Source organism: Isoptericola sp. NPDC055881, from assembly GCF_053615895.1.
Map to the genome: position 1 here is coordinate 1 of NZ_JBSHCR010000075.1, position 18,748 is coordinate 18,748.

Annotated in this window: 19 protein-coding genes; 11 read left to right on the forward strand and 8 right to left on the reverse strand. The window is 72.5% G+C overall.

The annotated features are described in order from the left end of the window. Nucleotides 1–50: 50 nt before the first annotated feature. Both ACWGKI_RS17805 and ACWGKI_RS17810 read right to left on the reverse strand, forming a co-directional pair. Nucleotides 51–1,919: a glycoside hydrolase family 2 protein gene (locus ACWGKI_RS17805; protein WP_452188764.1), complete on the reverse strand. Its 1,869-nt coding sequence runs from the start codon at nt 1,917–1,919 to the stop codon at nt 51–53. Between the two features lie 90 nt (nt 1,920–2,009). Next, nucleotides 2,010–3,113, reverse strand: a complete 1,104-nt coding sequence (locus ACWGKI_RS17810; protein WP_452188766.1) for a LacI family DNA-binding transcriptional regulator — start codon at nt 3,111–3,113, stop codon at nt 2,010–2,012. 113 nt (nt 3,114–3,226) lie between these two features. Between ACWGKI_RS17810 and ACWGKI_RS17815 the strand changes: the two genes are divergently transcribed. The 4 genes from ACWGKI_RS17815 to ACWGKI_RS17830 are packed head-to-tail and all read left to right on the forward strand — an operon-like array spanning nt 3,227 to nt 7,642. Beyond that, nucleotides 3,227–4,645 carry an extracellular solute-binding protein gene (locus ACWGKI_RS17815; RefSeq protein WP_380242005.1) on the forward strand — a complete coding sequence of 473 codons (1,419 nt, stop codon included), beginning with the start codon at nt 3,227–3,229 and terminating at the stop codon, nt 4,643–4,645. Nucleotides 4,646–4,661: 16 nt separating this feature from the next. Next, a complete protein-coding gene (locus ACWGKI_RS17820) occupies nt 4,662–5,624 on the forward strand; it encodes a carbohydrate ABC transporter permease (protein ID WP_452188768.1) in 963 nt (320 codons plus the stop codon). 1 nt (nt 5,625) lies between these two features. Next, complete coding sequence (locus tag ACWGKI_RS17825) at nt 5,626–6,561, forward strand: carbohydrate ABC transporter permease (RefSeq protein WP_452188770.1); 936 nt, start codon at nt 5,626–5,628, stop codon at nt 6,559–6,561. Between the two features lie 16 nt (nt 6,562–6,577). Continuing rightward, complete coding sequence (locus ACWGKI_RS17830; protein WP_452188772.1) at nt 6,578–7,642, forward strand: App1 family protein; 1,065 nt, start codon at nt 6,578–6,580, stop codon at nt 7,640–7,642. A 27-nt stretch (nt 7,643–7,669) separates the two neighbouring features. Here the strand turns inward: ACWGKI_RS17830 and ACWGKI_RS17835 are convergent, their stop codons facing one another. Both ACWGKI_RS17835 and ACWGKI_RS17840 read right to left on the reverse strand, forming a co-directional pair. Next, complete coding sequence (locus tag ACWGKI_RS17835) at nt 7,670–8,368, reverse strand: response regulator (RefSeq protein WP_452188774.1); 699 nt, start codon at nt 8,366–8,368, stop codon at nt 7,670–7,672. Nucleotides 8,369–8,418: 50 nt separating this feature from the next. Continuing rightward, nucleotides 8,419–9,693 carry a sensor histidine kinase gene (locus ACWGKI_RS17840; protein ID WP_452188776.1) on the reverse strand — a complete coding sequence of 425 codons (1,275 nt, stop codon included), beginning with the start codon at nt 9,691–9,693 and terminating at the stop codon, nt 8,419–8,421. Nucleotides 9,694–9,995: 302 nt separating this feature from the next. On the opposite strand from ACWGKI_RS17840, the gene ACWGKI_RS17845 reads away from it, so the two are divergent. From ACWGKI_RS17845 to ACWGKI_RS17855, 3 genes are all read left to right on the forward strand, one after another. Then, nucleotides 9,996–10,187 (forward strand): hypothetical protein, encoded by a 192-nt coding sequence (locus ACWGKI_RS17845; RefSeq protein WP_452188778.1) that lies wholly within the window; start codon nt 9,996–9,998, stop codon nt 10,185–10,187. Nucleotides 10,188–10,223: 36 nt separating this feature from the next. Then, nucleotides 10,224–10,781: a mycothiol transferase gene (locus ACWGKI_RS17850; RefSeq protein ID WP_452188779.1), complete on the forward strand. Its 558-nt coding sequence runs from the start codon at nt 10,224–10,226 to the stop codon at nt 10,779–10,781. A 171-nt stretch (nt 10,782–10,952) separates the two neighbouring features. After that, nucleotides 10,953–11,303, forward strand: a complete 351-nt coding sequence (locus ACWGKI_RS17855; protein ID WP_452188781.1) for a hypothetical protein — start codon at nt 10,953–10,955, stop codon at nt 11,301–11,303. Nucleotides 11,304–11,360: 57 nt separating this feature from the next. Here ACWGKI_RS17855 and ACWGKI_RS17860 read toward each other — a convergent pair whose 3' ends face one another. Genes ACWGKI_RS17860 through ACWGKI_RS17870 form a run of 3 tightly spaced genes read right to left on the reverse strand, consistent with a single transcriptional unit; the run spans nt 11,361 to nt 13,303 of the window. Beyond that, nucleotides 11,361–12,059 carry a ubiquinone/menaquinone biosynthesis methyltransferase gene (locus ACWGKI_RS17860; protein ID WP_452188783.1) on the reverse strand — a complete coding sequence of 233 codons (699 nt, stop codon included), beginning with the start codon at nt 12,057–12,059 and terminating at the stop codon, nt 11,361–11,363. Beyond that, nucleotides 12,056–12,703, reverse strand: coding sequence for a lysophospholipid acyltransferase family protein (locus ACWGKI_RS17865; RefSeq protein WP_380242028.1), 648 nt, complete (start codon nt 12,701–12,703; stop codon nt 12,056–12,058). The genes ACWGKI_RS17860 and ACWGKI_RS17865 overlap by 4 nt, the downstream gene beginning before the upstream one ends. A gap of 45 nt (nt 12,704–12,748) precedes the next feature. Next, entirely contained in the window at nt 12,749–13,303 is a 555-nt protein-coding gene (locus ACWGKI_RS17870) for a TetR/AcrR family transcriptional regulator (RefSeq protein WP_452188785.1), read from the reverse strand. 107 nt (nt 13,304–13,410) lie between these two features. Here ACWGKI_RS17870 and ACWGKI_RS17875 point away from each other — a divergent pair, with 107 nt between their 5' ends. Beyond that, the gene (locus ACWGKI_RS17875; RefSeq protein WP_452188787.1) at nt 13,411–14,253 is read left to right on the forward strand and encodes an alpha/beta fold hydrolase; all 843 of its coding nucleotides are present in this window, start codon (nt 13,411–13,413) and stop codon (nt 14,251–14,253) included. A 4-nt stretch (nt 14,254–14,257) separates the two neighbouring features. Here ACWGKI_RS17875 and ACWGKI_RS17880 read toward each other — a convergent pair whose 3' ends face one another. Then, a complete protein-coding gene (locus ACWGKI_RS17880) occupies nt 14,258–15,544 on the reverse strand; it encodes an NYN domain-containing protein (RefSeq protein ID WP_452188789.1) in 1,287 nt (428 codons plus the stop codon). Between the two features lie 123 nt (nt 15,545–15,667). Between ACWGKI_RS17880 and ACWGKI_RS17885 the strand changes: the two genes are divergently transcribed. The 3 genes from ACWGKI_RS17885 (at nt 15,668) to ACWGKI_RS17895 (ending at nt 18,600) form a co-directional block, all read left to right on the forward strand. Further along, nucleotides 15,668–17,914 carry a carbon starvation CstA family protein gene (locus ACWGKI_RS17885; protein ID WP_452188791.1) on the forward strand — a complete coding sequence of 749 codons (2,247 nt, stop codon included), beginning with the start codon at nt 15,668–15,670 and terminating at the stop codon, nt 17,912–17,914. Beyond that, nucleotides 17,898–18,152 (forward strand): YbdD/YjiX family protein, encoded by a 255-nt coding sequence (locus ACWGKI_RS17890; protein ID WP_452188793.1) that lies wholly within the window; start codon nt 17,898–17,900, stop codon nt 18,150–18,152. Before ACWGKI_RS17885 ends, ACWGKI_RS17890 begins: the two co-directional genes overlap by 17 nt. Nucleotides 18,153–18,273: 121 nt before the next feature. Further along, entirely contained in the window at nt 18,274–18,600 is a 327-nt protein-coding gene (locus tag ACWGKI_RS17895; RefSeq protein ID WP_452188795.1) for a hypothetical protein, read from the forward strand. Nucleotides 18,601–18,748 lie beyond the last annotated feature (148 nt).

Genomic DNA, 18,748 nt, shown 5'->3' on the forward strand with positions numbered 1-18,748 from the left:
GTCCCGGCCTGGGACGAGGAGGAATCGCTACGTCGAGGGGTCGTCGTGGGTCAGTCGGCGTCCTTCTCGAACGCGGCCGGACGCACCTGCACGGCGCGCACCCGCTCGACGTCGAGCTTGCCGGAGCGGTCGAAGCGGTAGATGCCGTTCTGCTCCTGGAACACATCGGTGAGCTGCGTGTAGCAGTAGCCGAACATCAGCGGGTCGTCGAGCAGGGCGTCCGTCAGCCCGGCGAACCGGGTGTGGAACTCCTCCTCGTCGGCCACGCGCTGGCCGTAGCCCCACGACTCGCTGCGGTCGTCGCCCGCAGCCTGGGCCGCCTCCTCCGGGTTCCACCAGATGCCGCCGTACTCGCTGCAGAAGTACGGCTGCCCCCGGTACGGGAGCGAGATGGGGCCCTCGTCGTAGTCGTTCGCGTACGGCCGGCCGTCCTTCAGCCCCGCCATGTCGCGGGCGAACGCCTCCGGGTCCTGCTCGTAGTGGTGGGAGTCCCAGACGTCGGTCTCGAGCACGCGGTGCGAGTACCCGCTGGCGTCGAGCACGGGGCGCGACGGGTCCGCGAGCTTGGTCGCGAGGAACATCGCGCGCGTGACGTCGTCGAGCTGCGTGATCCGGTCGTGCAGCAGCTGGTGGGTCTCGTTCAGCGGGCACCAGCCGATGATCGACGGGTGGGAGAAGTCCCGCTCCAGGGCCTCCAGCCACTCGCCGACGTACGACGTGGTCGGCTTCTGGTGGTCGTCCCTGCGGCCGAAGTCGCCCGCCCCCCAGTCGCCGAACTCGCCCCACACGAGGTAGCCCAGCCGGTCGGCGTGGAAGAGGTAGCGCTCCTCGAAGACCTTCTGGTGCAGGCGGGCGCCGTTGAAGCCCGCCTCGAGGCCGAGCTCGACGTCGCGCCGCAGGGCGGCGTCGCTGGGCGCGGTCATGAGCGACTCGGGCCAGTAGCCCTGGTCGAGCACGAGGCGCTGGAAGACGGGCTCGCCGTTGATCCGGACCGCCTTGCCCTCGATCGCCACGGAACGCAGGCCCGCGTACGAGCGGACCGCGTCGACGACGTCGCCCGCCGCGTCGTGCAGCTCGACCTCGACGCCGTACAGGTGCGGGTCCTGCGTGGACCACGGACGCACCCGGTCCGCGGGGATCACGACGCGCACCGACGGCGCGAGGTCGAGGTCCGCGCGCGTGGTCTCGGTGGCGACGACACCGTCCGCGTCGCTCACCGTCACGACCACGTGGTGGCCCCGGCGGTTCTGCGTGAGCGGCACCCGCACGTCGAGGGCGCGCGCGGCGAGGTCCGGGGTGATGCGCGGACGGCGCAGGCTGGCGCCGGGCACCGGCTCCATCCACACCGTCTGCCAGATGCCCGTGGTGCGCGTGTAGTGGCAGTCCTTGTTGGCGTACAGGCCGGACTGCTTGCCGCGTGCCTGCGGGATGCCGCGGTGGTCGCGGGCCCGCACGACGACGGTCACGGTGTCGCCCGGCGCCGCGACGCCGAACAGGTCGGCCGTGAACGGGGTGAACCCACCGCGGTGGCGCGCCACCTCGGTGCCGTCCACCCAGACGGTGGCGTCGTGGTCGACGGCCCCGAAGTGCAGCAGCACGTGGGTGTCGGCGCCCGCGACCTCGTCCCAGTCCGCCGGGACGGTCACCTCGCGGCGGTACCAGACCGCCTCGAGGAAGTCGGTGTTCTCCACCCCGGACAGCTCGGACTCCGGGGCGAACGGCACGGTGATGGTGCCGGCGAGCGACCGCTCGCGCAGGCCCCGCTCGAGACCGGAGTCACCGGGGTCGATCTCGAACCCCCAGGAGCCGTTGAGGTTGAGCCAGCGGTCCCGCACCACCTGCGGGCGCGGGTACTCGGGGCGGGGGAGGTCGCCGCCGGTCGGGGCGGAGGGAGGATCGAGACGATCGAGGACGGACATCGTTGAGCTCCGTTGCGCGTGGATGACAGTGCGTCGCCGATTCAACAGCGGAACCCGAAAAGATGCAACGTTGAATCAGAGACTGGGCGGTCAGAGGGTCGAGATCGGCGGCCTGCTGCTCTCCCGGACGAGGAGCCGGTGCGGTACGACGACGTCCACCGGGGCCGGCGGGGCGTCGGCGCCGGGGCGGCGCACCTGGGCGACGACGCGCTCCACGGCGGTCTCCGCGATGGCCTGCAGGTCCGGCGCGACCGTCGTCAGCGACGGGTTGGCGAACCGTCCGTCCTCGGTGTTGTCCCAGCCCGTGACGGCCAGGTCCTCCGGCACCCGCACGCCGTTGAGCCGCAGCGCGTACAGCGCGCCCAGCGCGAGCTCGTCGTTGGCGCAGACGAGCCCGTCGATCTGGTCGACCCGCGGCAGGATCTCCTCCACGGCCGTCGCTCCCGCCTGCCGGGAGAACTGCGGCGCCGGCAGGATCCAGCGCGGGTCCGCGCTGCGGCCGGACGCCTCGTGCGCCTCCCGGAACCCGCGCACGCGAAGCATCCCGGTGCGGTCGTCCACCGGCTCCGCGCCGAGGAACGCGAGCCGCGTGCGCCCCGAGGTCAGCAGGTGGTCGGTGACCTCCCGCGCCGCCAGGACGTTGTCGATGCTCACGTGGTCGGTGCGCAGGTCACCGGGGCTGCCGGGGTCGGTCCGCTCCCCCAGGAGCACCATCGGCGTCTCCCCGCGCACCTCGGCGACCTCGCTCGGCGCGATGGTCAGCGGCGAGAAGATGATCCCGTCGATCGCCTGCACCTCGAAGCCGCGCGCCACGGCGAGCTCGGACTCGCGGACCGTGCGCGTCTCCTCGATGAGCACGCGGTAGCCGCGCGCCCCGGCGACGTCGATCACGATGTGCGCGAGGGCCGAGAAGTACGGCGAGTGCACCCACGGGACAGCGAGCGCCAGGGTGCTCGTCCGCCCGCTGCGCAGCTGGCGTCCCGCGAGGTTGGGGCGGTAGCCGAGGGTGGCGATGACCTCCTCGACCCGCGCCCGCGTGTCGTCGCCGACGCGCCCGGTGCCGTTGACGACGTTCGAGACCGTCTTCCACGACACGCCCGCCTCCGCGGCCACGTCCTTGATCCCCACCCGGCCCGACCCGCGTCCCCGGGCGCCGCCGCCCGCTCGTCCGTCCTCGCCCTCGAGTGCCGACATCCGTTCCTCCCTCCGGCGGCCCACGGAGAACCTTGCTGGCTCTCTTGACGGGCTGCCCGCCCTAGTCCATCGTGGTCCCACGTTGGAGCGCAACGTTGCACCAAGGAGGGTCGATGAAGACCATGCAGCGCAGTTCTGCGTCGCCAGGGGGGTCGTGGCCGAGCCACGCACCCGGACGACGTCCTCGGTCCGGAAGCAGCGGTCCCGCGGACGACGGGCCGAGGTGGAGCAGGCGCGGCCTGCTCCAGGCGGCGCTCGTCGGGGCCGGCGGCATCGCGCTCGGCGGCGCCCTGTCGGGGTGCGCGACACCCGCGGCGTCGGGGTCCGGGCGCACGTCGGTGATGATCTGGGACCTCTTCTCGGGCGGTGACGGCGCGCTCATGCAGAAGATGGTCGGTGCGGTCGCGAAGGCGAACACGGACATCGCCGTCGACTCCACGACTCTCGCCTGGGGCGCCCCCTACTACACGAAGCTCGCCATGGCGTCCTCGGGCGGGCGCCCCCCGGAGGCCGCGGTGATGCACATGTCGCGCCTCGCCGGGTACGCGCCCGGCGGCTTGCTGGAGCCGTTCGACCTGGACGCCCTCGCCGACCTCGGCATCACGCAGGACGACTTCGCGCCCGCCGTGTGGGAGAAGGCGCAGTTCGACGGCCAGCTGTACGCGCTGCCGCTCGACACCCACCCGTACATCGCGTTCAACAACCCGAAGATCGCCGGGCAGGCGGGCCTGCTCGACGCCGACGGCAAGCTCGCCCTGGCACCCGGCGCGGACGCGTTCCTCGACGCGGGCCGCGCGATGGCCGAGGTCACGGGCGAGACGGGCGTCTCGTGGGGCTACCTGCGCGACACCGCGGGCTGCTGGCGCATGTTCTGGGGCCTGTACAACCAGAACGGAGGCGGCTACGACCTGACGCCGGGCAAGCCGGCCGAGCTGGACGAGAAGGCGGCCACCGAGGTGTTCGAGTTCCTCCAGGAGATGGTCGACGGCAAGGTCGCGGCGAAGAACCAGGACGGCGGCGCCGCCTCCGGGCGGTTCATGTCCGAGCGCACCGGGCTGATGTTCTCCGGCGAGTGGGACCTCCCGATGTTCCAGGGCGCCATCCCCGACGTCGGCGCCACGCCGTTCCCGGCGATCTTCGGGACGCCGGCGAACTACGCCGACTCCCACTCGTTCGTCCTGCCGAGGCAGGCGCACCCGGACCCCGCCAAGCGCGCGGCCACGTACCGCGTCCTCGCCGGCCTCCTCAAGGAGGGCCTGACCTGGGCGTCCGCGGGACACATCCCGGCGTACCAGCCGGTGGTCCAGACGCCGGAGTACCAGTCGCTCACCCCGCAGCGCGACTATGCGCCCGCCGCCGAGATCGCCGTCTTCGACCCCGACGCCTGGTTCACCGGCGGCGGCAGCGACTTCCAGACGCGCATGGGCGACGCCATGACCGACACCCTGTCCGGCAAGGCGTCCCCGCAGACCGCCGTCGACCGCATGCTCAGCGAGATGAACCGCTTCCTCTCGCAGCCCAGCCCCGCCTGACCGAGAGAGGACGACGATGACCGCCTCGAGCACGTCACTCAGCGCCCCCGTCGCACGCCCCTCCCGGGGCCGCACGGGCACCCGTCCCCGTACCGGGACCCGCGCCACCCGCACCTCGCTGCGCGCACGGGACCGTTCCGGGTACCTGTTCGTCGCCCCGTTCGCGGTGGCGACCGGACTCTTCCTCCTGTGGCCGACGATCTACGGCCTGTGGATGAGCTTCACCGACCAGAGCCTCACCGCCACGGGGAGCTCGTTCATCGGCTTCGACAACTACGTCGAGGCCTTCAGCGACCCGCAGGTGTGGCAGACGCTCCTGCACACGGTGTGGTTCACGGTGCTCAGCACCGTCCCCCTCATCGTCGTCGCGCTCCTCATGGCGCTGCTGGTGCACACCGGCCTGCCGGGCCAGTGGGTGTGGCGGATGTCGTTCTTCGCGCCGTTCCTGCTGACCAGCGCCGTCGTGTCGTCCCTGGCGAGCTGGCTGTTCCAGCCGGAGATCGGCCTGCTGGACGTCTGGATCGCGAAGCTCGGCCTCGGGCCGGTGGGGTGGCTCACCGACGAGAACGTCGCGATGTTCTCCATCGCGCTCGTCACCGTCTGGTGGACCGTCGGCTTCAACTTCCTCCTGTACCTGGCGGCCCTGCAGGGCATCCCGCAGCAGCAGTACGAGGCGGCGACGATCGACGGCGCCGGCGGATGGCGGCGGCTGTTCTCCATCACCCTCCCGCAGCTGAAGACCATCACCGGCGTGATCGCCGTGCTGCAGCTGCTCGCCTCGCTCAAGGTCTTCGACCAGATCTACCTGCTCACCGCCGGCGGTCCCAACGGGAGCACGCGGCCGATCCTCGAGTACGTCTACGACACGGGCTTCACGAACTACCGCCTCGGGTACGCCTCCGCCATCTCGTACGTGTTCTTCGCCCTGATCCTCGTGTTCACGCTGGTCCGGCTGCTGCCCACGAAGAAGGAGGCCTGACGTGTCCGTCGCTCAGTCCGCGCCCCGGTCCGTCTCGACGTTGGTCGCCGGACGCCGGTCGGCCGCGCAGCAGACCCGCGCCGAGAACCGCACGCTCACCAAGCTGACGATCGGTCCGTCGCCGTGGGTGCGGGCCGCCGCGCTCGCCGCCCTCGTCGTCCTGGCCGTGCTGTGGCTGCTGCCCCTCGCCTGGGGCGCCGTCACCAGCTTCAAGCACGAGGCCGAGGCGGCCCTGCCCGCGTCGTGGTGGCCCAGCCAGGGCTGGACGCTGGACGCCTACCGCCAGGTCCTCGGCAACAGCGAGCTGCTGGGCTGGATGTGGAACAGCCTGGTCGTCGCCGTCCTCGTGACCGCGCTGACCGTGCTGATCTCCGCGATGGCCGCCTTCGCGTTCTCGCAGACGGTGTTCAAGGGACGCAGGCTGCTGCAGTTCCTCACGGTCGCGTCGATCATGATGCCCGGCCAGATCCTCATCGTGCCGCTGTTCAAGCAGATGCAGGCCATGGGGCTGGTGGACACGTTCGCGGGCATCGTGCTGCCGCAGGTCGTGGCGCCGGTGATGGTGTTCATCCTCAAGCGGTTCTTCGACGCCATCCCCACCGAGCTGCTCGACGCGGCCCGCATCGACGGCGCCGGCACGTGGCGGCTGTTCTGGACGATCGTGCTGCCGCTGTCGAAGTCGATCCTCGTCGCCGTCGCGATCTTCGTGTTCATCGGCGCGTGGAACAACTTCCTGTGGCCGTTCATCGTCACGACCGACCCGCAGTTCATGACCCTGCCCGTCGGCCTGTCGACCGTGAAGAACGCGTACGGCGTGCAGTACGCGCAGAACATGGCGTCGGCGATGATCGCGGCGCTGCCGCTCCTAGTCGTGTTCATGCTCTTCCAGCGCCGGATCGTCCAGGGTGTCGCCACGACGGGCATGGGCGGCCAGTAGCAGGGACGATCGGGGCATGCCGGACGCCCCCGCCACACAGCACCCCCTCCCCCGACGCACCCAGCGACCTCACCTCGCGGCGCTGCTGGAGGACCGGTGGTGCGCCGTGGCGGGGGCGTTCCTGCGCCGGCGGGGCTGGGTGCCGCGCCTCCTCCCGTACACCGGGTACGGCACGCCGCTCGGCGTGCGGGTGCTCGCCCGCGTGCTGCTGGTGCCGCCGTCGCACGCGACGGGACCGCTGGCGCCGGAGCTCGCGGCGGAACGACGGCCGCTGCGCAGCTACCTCACCATGCCGGCACCCGGCGAGCCGGTGCGGGTGACCGTGGGCGGCGCGGACGTCACCGTCAAGACCGACCGCGCCGGGTACGTGGACGCCCTGGTGTCGCCTCCCGAGGACGCCCCTCTGCCGGCCGGTCGGCACGACGTCGTCCTCACCGCCGAGCGCTCCGGCGCCGAGGCCACCGGCCAGGTGGTCGTCGTCGGTCCCGGCACGACGTTCGGCGTCGTGAGCGACATCGACGACACGGCGATGATCACCGCCGTGCCGCGCCCGCTGGTCGCGGCGTGGAACACGTTCGTCATCCGGGCGAGCGCACGCCGTCCCGTCCCGGGGATGCCGGAGCTCTACCGGCGGCTCGCCGCCGACCACCCCGGAGCGCCGTTCGTCTACCTCTCCAACGGCGCGTGGAACACCGCCGGGACGCTGTCGCAGTTCCTCGACCGGTACGGGTTCCCGCCGGGCCCCCTGCTCCTCACCGACTGGGGACCGACGCAGACCGGCTGGTTCCGCAGCGGCCCGCAGCACAAGAGCGACACCCTGGACCGCCTCATGACGACGTTCCCCGACGTGCGGTGGCTCCTGCTCGGCGACGCCGGCCAGCTCGACGAGGACGTGTACGTGCGCGCGTCCGCGCGCTGGCAGGGGCGCGTGGTGGCGATCGCCATCCGGAAGGTCGCCCGCGCCCGGGTACGCCCCGTGCGCGGCCGCCCGGAGCCCGGCGCCCCGCTGGTGCGCGGCGAGGACGGCGTGGAGCTCGCCGAGCGGCTCGCCTGGCTGCTCCGTCCTGACTCCACCCGCTGACGGCGGTCGCGACGGCGCGGGTGCCTCCTACGCGCTCGGCCCGCCGTGCACCGGCACGAAGCCGGACTCGTAGGCGCGCACCACGGCCTGCGTGCGGTCGCGCACGCCGAGCTTGGCGAGCACGTTGCCCACATGGGTGCGCACGGTCTCGACGCCCAGGTACAGCTCGCCCGCGATCTCGGCGTTCGACAGGCCCGTCGCCATCAGGCGCAGCACCTCGCCCTCCCGCGCGGTGAGGCGGGCGTCCCGCAGCCCGCCGGAGGCCGATCCGTCCGTGCCGTGCGCGGCCACGAGCCGTCGCACCGCGTCGGGGAAGAGCAGCGAGTCGCCCCGCGCCACGAGCCGCACGGCGTCCGCGACCTCCTCCGGACGCGCCCGCTTCAGCAGGAAGCCCTGCGCGCCGGCGTGCAGGGCGTCGAGCACGTGGTCGTCGTTCTCGAAGGTGGTGAGCACGAGCACCTTGGGCGCGGGGGCGCCCGGCCGGCCCGACCCGACGACGGCCCGCGTCGCCGCGATCCCGTCCACGCGCGGCATCCGCACGTCCATGAGGACGACGTCCGGCTGCGCCTGCGCCACCGCCTGGGGGACCTCGGACCCGTCGGCCGCCTCCCCCACGACCTCCAGGTCGGGCTCCGCGTCGAGGATCACGCGCAGGCCCGCCCGCACCAGCGGCTCGTCGTCGACGAGGACGACGCGGACGGCGTCAGTGCCCGGAGGGAGGTTCACGCCGTCGATCCTGCCGCATCGGTGCGGACCGGGCCCCCGGGCGCCCGCGCTCAGGCCAGCGGGAAGCGCGCCGTCACCACCCACGTGTCCTCGCGCGGCCCGGCGTCGAGGTCGCCGCGCAGGAGCCGGACCCGCTCGGCCATGCCGTGCAGGCCGCGGCCGCCGCGCCCCGCCGACCCCCGGGGCCTCCCCGACAGCGGGTTCACGACCTCGACGACGAGACGGTCGCCCGCCAGGCGCACCCGCACCGCGACCGGGCTGCCGGGAGCGTGCCGGACGGCGTTGGTGAGCGCCTCCTGCACCACGCGGTAGGCCTCGTGCGAGGTCGCCCGGGGCAGCGCGTCGGCGGCCCCGGGGGCGAGGTCGAGGTGCACCTGGGCACCCGCGTGGCGTGCGTCGTCCACGAGGGCGGGGAGGTCGGCGAGCGCACGGGCGGGCGCCCGCCGGTCGGCGGGGACGCCGTCGCCGGCGCGCAGCAGCCCGAGCACGTGGTCGAGGTCGGCCATCGCCGCGCGGCCGGACTCCTCGATCGCGGCGAGCGAGCGGCGGGCCGCGTCCGGGTCGGAGCCGACCAGCCGCGACGCGGCCGCGGCCTGCAGGGTCGTGACAGTGAGCGCGTGCCCGACCGAGTCGTGCAGCTCGCGGGCGAGCCGGCCGCGCTCCGCGAGCCGGTCGGCCCGCGCCTCGAGCTCCGCGATCCGCGCCGTCTGGTCCGGCCCGAGGAGGGCCTCCGCCGACTGCCTCAGCACCCGCCGTGCGAGCGCCGTGCCGTACGGCAGGGCGAGCAGCGCCAGCACGGCGAGGGCAACCCACCCGGCGGGGCTGTGCGCGAACGTCGGCGTCACCTGGGCGAGGAACGCCTGGTCGACGCCGGCCGCCGACAGCACGAGCTGCGTCGCGAGCGGCACGGCCACCAGCAGGCCCAGCGTCACGACGGCACCGAGGGCGAGGTGCAGCGCGAACCAGGCAGCACCGCGCCACCGTGTCGCGACGGTGGGCGGCCCGGCCGGGTCGGGCAGGGCCTCGGCGCCGACGTCGAGGAAGGTCCGCGCCGCGGCGATCTCCAGCGCCCGCACGGGCGCGAGGAAGGGCGGCGCGCCCACGAGGACGGCCGTCATCGCGGCCAGGACGGCGACGGCGGTGCGCGGGGTGGCCGGGTCGGCGAACATCTGCACGAATCCGGCGGCGAGCAGGAGGTAGGCCCCGGCGACCACTCCCCCGATGACGAGGTACACGCCCGCACGCACGGTGGACGCGCTGGTCAGCGGCGTCAGCGCCCAGCGCGCGGTGCGCCGTCCGCTGCCCACCGCCGTCCGCGCCGCCATGCCGCCAGTCTGCCGACCGCGTGCGTGTCGCGCCTCCCCCGGTCGGGGGAACCCTGGGCACGGGACGCAACGCACGGACACCACCTCAGCCCGTTGCGAATCCTGCAATTCGCCGGTGGATCTCGTCCGCATGACTCACACTCGTGCGCGTACGAACCCAGGACCGAGGAGTGAAAGTGACAGATTTGCTGGGAATGCGCGCCGGAAGGAAAAGCGACATGAGTGTCACTCGCCGTCCGCATACCTGGGCACCTGCGAGCCCGCTCCGGGGATCGCTCCCGTGTCGCCGCGTGGTGGGGGCGGTGATCCGGTCGTTGACGCGGGGAGCGCTCGCCGCGACCGTCTTCGTGGTCGGCATCGTCGTCGGCGCCCTGGGGGCGTACCTCGTGGTCACCGAGGTGGTGAGCACTCAGCCCGAGGACAGCCCGGTCTCCAGCTACCGGGGCGACTACTCCGACGAGCTCGTCCGTATCGGCGCGACGCCCGCCGCGTAGCGACACGGTCGGTGGCGCTGGCTAGGCTTCCCGCCCATGAGCGACTCAACTCCCGAGACATCGGGCCCGGCGCCCCTTTCCGAGGCGGACGCGCTGTGCGCGGTACTCGAGCGCAACCGTCGGAACTTCGCCTGGAAGACGACGGGGCTCGACGCGAGCGGGCGGCGGGCGTCCACGGCCGCGACCTCGATGACGTTGGGCGGACTCGTCAAGCATGTGGCTCTGGTGGAGACGGACTGGCTCGCCGTGAAGCTGGCGGGCCGCGAGCTCGGGTCACCGTGGGACTCCGTCGACCTCGACTCCCAGCCCGACTGGGACTGGCGGACCGGGGCGCTGGACCGCCCGGAGGACGTCGACGCGCTCTGGCGCGCGGCGGTCGAGCGGTCGCGAGAGGTGGTGAGCGAGGTCATCAGGGAGCGCGGGCTCGACGGTCCGGCGTCGTTCACCCGCCGAGACGGTCGCGCGCCCAGCGTCCGCGAGATGCTCCTGGACATGATCGAGGAGTACGCGCGACACACCGGTCACGCCGACATCCTCCGTGAGGCGGTGGACGGCCGCGTGGGCGAGGACGCGCCCCCTGACTTCGCTCTCTAGGCCGCTGACCGTGAACCAAGGAAGGCGATGATGCCTGGCCGGCGCCGACGTGCCGCTTCCCGGCGGACGAGCAGCGCTGCTCTCGCGCTCACCTTGGCCGCACTCTCGGGCTGCTCGGCCATCGAGTCCGCGGTCGACCGTACGGCGTACTGCAGGCCGGAGGACCCGGTCGTGACGCCGCAGCGCGTCGCACCAGGCGACGAGCTGCACCTCGAGACCACCGGACGAGACGACGGCGTGGACTGCGAGCCGCGCATGCCGGCCCGGGCCCGCTACGTGGTCACGATCATGTCGGAGATGCCCGACAGCGACCCGACGATGGGCCGTTACTCGGCGTCCCTCGGCCTGCTGGACCCGAGCAGCGACGGAGCCGCTCACGGAACCGTCCGGGTCCCTGATGACATCCCGGCCGGCAAGGCAGAGGTGTCCCTGCGACTCCAAGGCGCCAAGACGCGCTGCGAGCTCGATCCAGGCGCCAGCTGCGCGCAGGACCCCTATGCCCCGATCGAGGTCGTCGACTGACCGTGGAGCGCCGGTCCACGCGTCCGACCGAGGTGGAGGGCACCCGTCAGAGCCCGGCTATGCCAGCTTGCGGGCGCTCACGATCATGTGGGTGCCGAGGAAGCGTCGCCGCCAGGTGACGTCGTCGAACCCGAGCCGCCACAGGATGCCGGCGACCTGCTCCGGCGACATGAACCCGAGGGTGGTCTCCTCGAGGTAGGTGTACGACTTCTTGTCGCGCGCCACGAGCTGGCCCAGCAGCGGGATGACGACCTTCACGCCGAGGGCCACCGGGTACTTCAGCAGCCCGCGGGGCGGGCAGGTCTCGAGCAGGGCGAGGCGGCCGCCGGGCTTGAGCACGCGCAGCTGCTCGGCGAGCACGCGCTCGGCGTCCTCGACGTTGCGCAGCAGGTAGCCGTGGGTGACCGCGTCGAAAGACGCGTCGTCGAAGGGCAGCGCGTTGGCGTCGGCGAAGCCCCAGGTCACGGCGTCGGCGCCCGGCTTGCCGCGTGCGCCGTCGAGCATCCCCTCGGAGAAGTCGACACCGTGGATCGTGGCGCCGGGGTACTGGCGCGCGGCCTCGAGGGCGATCACGCCGGTGCCGGTGGCGATGTCGAGCAGCGACCCGCCGGCGGGCAGCTGCACCCGGCGCGCGACGTCGCGGCACCAGGCGGCGTGTCGGCCCAGGGTCATCAGGCGGTTCATCCGGTCGTAGTAGCCGGGGACCGTGTCGAAGAGGCGCTGCACCTCCTCGCCGTGCGGCGAGGGGACGCTCACGCGGCGAGCTCCTGACCGCTCATCTTGTGGATGGAGTCCATGACGTGGTCCGTCAGCTCCCGGCGCACCTGCGCGGGGCGGGCTCCGGTGGTGAGCTGCCGCGACGGGTCGATGGGGGCACCGAAGTGCACCTGGATGCCGCGCGACGGGCGGGGCAGCCGCTTGCCCACGGGCTGCACCTTGTCGGTGCCGCGCAGCGCGACGGGCACGACGGGCGCGGAGCCGGCGAGCGCCAGCCAGGCGACGCCGGTGTGCCCCTGGTGCAGCTTGCCGTCCCGGGAGCGCGTGCCCTCGGGGTAGATGCCGAAGGCGCCGCCGCGCCGGAGCACGACGAGCGCGTCGTCGAGGGACCGCTGCCCGGCGCGCGGGTCCTCCCGGTCGACGGGGATGTGGCCCATCGTGGTGAAGAACCAGCGCGAGACGCGCCCCTTGAGGCCGCGGCCCGTCCAGTACTCCGCCTTCGCGATGAAGGTGACGTGCCGGGGCACGACGAGCGGGATGATGATCGAGTCGATGAACGACAGGTGGTTGCTCGCCAGGATCACGGGACCACGCCGCGGGATGTTGTGCAGTCCCGTCACCTGGGGGCGCAGCAGCACGTACACCAGGAGCGACAGGACGAGGCGCAGGAACCGATAGGTCACCGCACCATTGTGCCCCCTGCTCCCGGCAGCCTCGCGAACCGTGCGTCAGGCGGCGGCCAGCAGGGCGTCGGCGGCGCGCCGTGCCTCCCGGGCGACGTCGGCGTCGTGCGTGATCGCGGCGGTGGTCTGCGCGCCCTCGGCGAGCAGGACCACCTGGAGGGCGACGGCGTCGGGCAGGCCGGCCTCGCGCACCAGGCCCAGGACGTGCTGCCGGAACGCGTCCTTGTGCCCGCGCACGGCCTCGGCGATCCGGGGCGACGTCGCGCCGAGCTCGCCGAAGGAGTTGATGAAGGCGCAGCCCCGGAAGCCGTCCTCCCGGAACCAGGTGTCGAGGAAGTCGAAGACGGTGAGGATCTGCTCCCGGGGGGTCGTGGCCGCGGCGGCCGCCCGCGCCACGCCGTCGGCCCACTGCCGGGTGCGCAGACCGAGGACCGCGACGACCAGGTCCTCCTTGGACGGGAACAGCGCATAGATGCGCTTGAGCGAGACGCCCGCCTCGGCCCGCACGGCGTCCATGCCGACGGCCTGGACGCCGCGGGCGTAGAAGAGCCGGTCAGCGGCTGCGACCACGGTGTCGCGCGCCGTCACCTCGTCGAGCATCGTTCACCCTCTCGTCGGTCGATCCCCCTTGCGCGGAGAACCATCGTTCTCTACTGTAGCGCTCAGCGGGAGAACGATCGTTCTCCCCCCGGAGAGGGAGCACGGACATGGGCTACATCACCGTCGGGCAGGAAAACAGCACGGACATCGAGCTCTACTACGAGGACCAGGGCGCGGGTCAGCCGGTCGTCCTCGTGCACGGGTACCCGCTCGACGGGCACAGCTGGGAGCTCCAGACCCGTGAGCTCCTCGCCGCCGGCTACCGCGTGATCACCTACGACCGGCGCGGCTTCGGGGCGTCGAGCAAGGTCGGCTCGGGCTACGACTACGACACGTTCGCCAAGGACCTCGACACCGTCCTGACCACGCTGGACCTGCGCGACGTGATCCTCGTCGGCTTCTCCATGGGCACCGGCGAGCTCGCCCGCTACGTGCACAACCACGGCCACGACCGCGTCGCCAAGCTCGCCTTCCTCGCGTCGCTCGAGCCGTTCCTCGTGCAGCGGGACGACAACCCCGAGGGCGTGCCGCAGGCCGTGTTCGACGGGATCGCCGACGCCGCCCGCACGGACCGCTACGCCTGGTTCACGCAGTTCTACAAGGACTTCTACAACCTGGACGAGAACCTCGGCACCCGGATCTCCGAGGAGGTCGTGCGCGCCAACTGGATCACCGCCGTGAGCTCGGCCCCCGTCGCCGCCTACGCCGTCGTGCCCACCTGGATCGAGGACTTCCGGGCCGACGTCGAGGCGGTGCGCGCGGCCGGCAAGCCGACGCTGATCCTGCACGGCACGAAGGACAACATCCTGCCGATCGACGCGTCCGGCCGCCGGTTCCACCAGGCGGTGCCCGACGCCGAGTACGTCGAGATCGAGGGCGCGCCGCACGGCCTGCTGTGGACGCACGCCGACGAGGTGAACGCGACGCTGCTCGCGTTCGTCGGCCGCTGAGCCGTCAGACGGCGGTGAGCAGGTAGTCGTCGGCGTCGTCGTCCCACGCGAGGGCGACGGCGCCGGCGGCCTGCGCGCCCTTCGCGAACTGCAGGAAGCCGCGGTAGCCGAGCGCCTTCTCCGAGAAGTCGGGGCGGCGCTTGCGGACCTCGTTCTTGAGGCCCGACAGCGGCGCGGTCCCGCCGGCGTCCTGCACGGCTGCGCGGAGCAGCCCGAACGCGCCCTCCGTGTCCTGCTGCTCGGGCAGCGCCACCTCCGGGTCGCCCGTCGACGGCCCGGGTGAGAGGACCACGAAACCGCGGTCGGCGAGGAAGCGCAGGAACTCCCCGAAGGTGCGGAAGCCGTAGTCGGACTCGCTGAACGTGGGGTCCTTGCGCACCATCGTGCGCTTGAGCATCGACGCCGTGACGGTCCCGCTGGTGGAGGCCTGCAGGTCGGCGAGCGTCTGCGCCACCTTGACCTCCATCGTCGCCTCCTCGCCGGGGGCGGCGTCCTCGTGCTCGACGTCGGCCTCGGCCGCGGCGCTCGGCTCGACGGCAGGCTCCGCGGCGGGCTCGACGGCGGGGGCCTCGGCCGCCGGGGACTTCTTGCGGCGGCCACGCGTCGTCGTCGTGCCGGACGTCGCGGGCGCGGCCTCCTCGACCGGTGCCGGGGACGGCGTCGCCCCCGCGGCCTCGGCGGGCGCCTCGGCAGGAGCCTCGGTGGCCGCCGGGGGCTTGGCACGCCCGCCGCGGCCGCCGCCCGACCGGCCGGTGCCCTTGCCCGCGCCACGCCCGGACCGCTTGGGGGCGGGCGCCTCGGACTCGTCGGGCACGTCGACACCCTCGAGCCGGTCGTAGAACAGGAACTCGTCGCACGCGGGCGGCAGCAGGCGCGACGTCGAGTTCTCGACGCCGACGCCGATGACGCGCTTGTCGAGCTCGCGCAGCTTGTGCACCAGCGGGGAGAAGTCGGAGTCGCCCGTGCACATGACGAACGTGGTGATGTACTCGCGCTCGAAGGCCATCTCGATGGCGTCGACCACCATCTTGATGTCGGCGGCGTTCTTGCGGGACGCCCCCATGCGCTGGGTCATCTCGATGAGCTCGACCTGGTGGCGGGTCAGCATCCGCCGGTCCTCGTCGAAGTACGACCAGTCGGCGTAGGCGCGGCGCACGACCACGCGCCCCCGCACGGCGAGCGCGTCCGCGATCGGCTTGAAGTCGAACTGCATGCCGCCCAGGTGGTCCCGCGCGCCGAGCGCCAGGTTCTCGTAGTCGAGGAAGACGGCGAGGCGCTCTTCGGTGTCCATGGCGGCCACACTATGCCCCGCCGTCCGGAAGCCGCTCCCGGGGTTTTCACCCCCTATCCTGTCTCGGGTCCCGACGACGCGACGCCTTGGAGGCTCACCTTGTCTGCAGATCCCGGAGCCCCCGTGGCGACGGACGAGATCGTCCCCGACCCCTCGCTCCCCCCGACGGCGGTGCCGGCGGAGGACCTGAGCCCCCGCTGGACCTGGCAGAAGGTCGTGCTCTGGGCGGCGATCGCGCTGCTCGGCGGCGTCGCGTGGGTCATGCTCGCCCTGGTGCGCGGCGAGACCGTGAACGCGATCTGGTTCGTCTTCGCCTCGGTGTGCACGTACCTCATCGGGTACCGCTTCTACTCGAAGGTCATCGAGAAGTTCATCACCCGCCCGGACGACCGCCGCGCCACGCCCGCCGAGACGCACGAGGACGGCAAGGACTTCGTCCCCACCGACCGCCGCGTGCTGTTCGGCCACCACTTCGCCGCCATCGCCGGCGCCGGCCCGCTGGTCGGCCCCGTCCTCGCCGCCCAGATGGGCTACCTGCCGGGCACGATCTGGATCATCGTCGGCGTGGTGCTCGCGGGGGCCGTGCAGGACTACCTGGTCCTCTTCTTCTCCATGCGTCGCGGCGGCCGCAGCATCGGCCAGATGGCGCGCGAGGAGCTGGGACGCATCGGCGGCGTCGCCGCGATCGTCGCGTCCCTGCTGATCATGATCATCATCGTGGCGATCCTCGCCCTCGTGGTGGTCAACGCCCTCGGCGAGAGCCCGTGGGGCGTGTTCAGCGTCGCCATGACCATCCCGATCGCCCTGTTCATGGGCGTGTACCTGCGGTACCTCCGACCCGGCCGGATCACCGAGGTCTCGCTCATCGGCTTCGTGCTGCTGATGGCCGCCATCATCGGCGGCGGCTGGGTGGCGGACACGGCCTGGGGGTCGGAGCTCTTCCACCTCGACCGCACGACGATCGCCGTCGGCATCATCGTCTACGGGTTCGTCGCCGCCGTCCTGCCCGTGTGGCTGCTGCTGGCACCCCGCGACTACCTGTCCACCTTCATGAAGGTGGGCGTCATCGTGGTGCTCGCAGGCGCCGTCGTCATCGTGCGCCCAGAGATCTCCGTGCCCGCGGTCAGCGAGTTCGCGGGCTCCGAGACCGGCCCCGTCGTGGCCGGCAGCCTGTTCCCGTTCCTGTTCGTGACGATCGCGTGCGGCGCCCTGTCCGGGTTCCATGCGCTCATCTCGTCCGGCACGACGCCGAAGCTCGTGGAGAAGGAGCGCCAGACGCGCTTCATCGGGTACGGCGGCATGCTCATGGAGTCGTTCGTCGCGATCATGGCGCTGGTCGCCGCGATCTCCATCGACCGCGGCGTGTACTTCGCGATGAACTCCTCGGCTGCCGCCACGGGCGGCACGATCGAGGGCGCGGTCGCCTTCGTGAACTCGCTGGGTCTCGCCGGCGTCAACCTCACGCCGGACACCCTCACGACCCTCGCGAGCCAGGTGGGCGAGCCCTCCATCGTGTCCCGCACGGGGGGTGCTCCGACGCTCGCGCTCGGGCTGGCGCACATCATGCACCAGCTGTTCGGCGGCACCGCGATGATGGGCTTCTGGTACCACTTCGCGATCATGTTCGAGGCGCTGTTCATCCTCACCGCCGTCGACGCCGGCACCCGCGTGGCGCGGTTCATGCTGCAGGACACGATCGGCAACGTCGCACCGCGGTTCAAGGACGTGAGCTGGCGGCCGGGAGTGTGGGTCTGCACCGCGATCATGGTCGCCGGGTGGGGCAGCATCCTCTACCTCGGCGTGACCGACCCGCTCGGCGGCATCAACACGTTCTTCCCGCTGTTCGGCATCGCGAACCAGCTGCTGGCCGCGATCGCCCTCGCCGTCGTGCTCGCGATCGTCGCGAAGCGGGGTCGCGCGTACTGGGCGTGGCTGTGGATCGTGGCCCTGCCGCTCGCGTTCACCGCGGTCATCACCATCACCGCGTCGTTCGAGAAGATCTTCTCGGACGTCCCCGCCGTCGGGTACTGGGCGCAGCACCGCGCGTTCCAGCAGGCGCTCGACGCCGGGGAGACCTCGTTCGGCACCGCGCCCGACGTCGCCGCGATGGAGGCCGTGGTCCGCAACACGTTCGTGCAGGGCACGCTCTCGATCATCTTCGTGGTGCTGTCGATCATCGTGATCGTGGCCTCGGTGGTCGTGACGATCCACGCGTTCCGCGCGGGCGGCGGCGCCAACCACGAGGACCCGCCGGTGGCGTCGCGGCGCTTCGCCCCGGCCAACCTGTTCGCGTCCGCCGCCGAGAAGCGGATCGAGAAGCAGTGGGCCGAGGCCGGTCTGCGGGAGACCTCCGGTGCCGGGCACCGCTGACGCCCGCGCCGTCGGGCCGACGGCACGCGACGCCGCCCGGGCGCTGACCCGGGCGGCGTCGGCGGGGTGGGCGGGACTGCGCTGGTACGTACGGCAGGTGATGGGCGACGACGCCTACCGCACCTACGTGGCGCACGAGCGGTCCGCGCACCCCGACCGCGAGCCGCTGAGCGAGCGCGCGTTCTGGCGCGAGCACTACGCCGAGCAGGACCGCAACCCCGGGTCGCGGTGCTGCTGAGCAGCACTGATGGAAAGCACCGATGGGGAGCACCGATGGGGAGCACCGATGGGCAGCTCTCCCCGTGGTGCACCTGCGTGGGCCTGGTTACTCTCGTGCGGGCGACGAGAGGTGAGGGCCGATGGCGGATCTGCGGGTGGACCTGGACGCGGTGACCGAGCTGGGGTCGAGCCTGACCACGGTGGCGGACGAGTTCGAGAACGCGACGACGCGCTCGGACCGGATCGCGGACGCGGTCGGGCACGACGGGCTGGCGAGCGCGGTGCGGGACTTCGCGAGCTCGTGGGACGACACGCGCAAGAAGATGACGGAGAACCTGCGCCTGCTGGCCGACGCGTCGGTGCAGGTGGCGCAGGCGTTCACGGACATCGACGGTGACCTCGCCGACGGGATCCGCGGCGACGGTGCCCCCGCGCCGGCCCCGGCCAGGCCTGGCGGTCCGGTGTGAGGCCGGCGGACTGGTCGCCGGTAGGGCTGGACTCGGACCCCACGCCCGGGGATCCGGTGCTGGTGCTGGCCGGGGGTCAGGACTATCTGGAGGTCGCGGGATCGATCGACGACGCCGCGGGCGCGATGGCGCGCCTGGACGTGGCCGG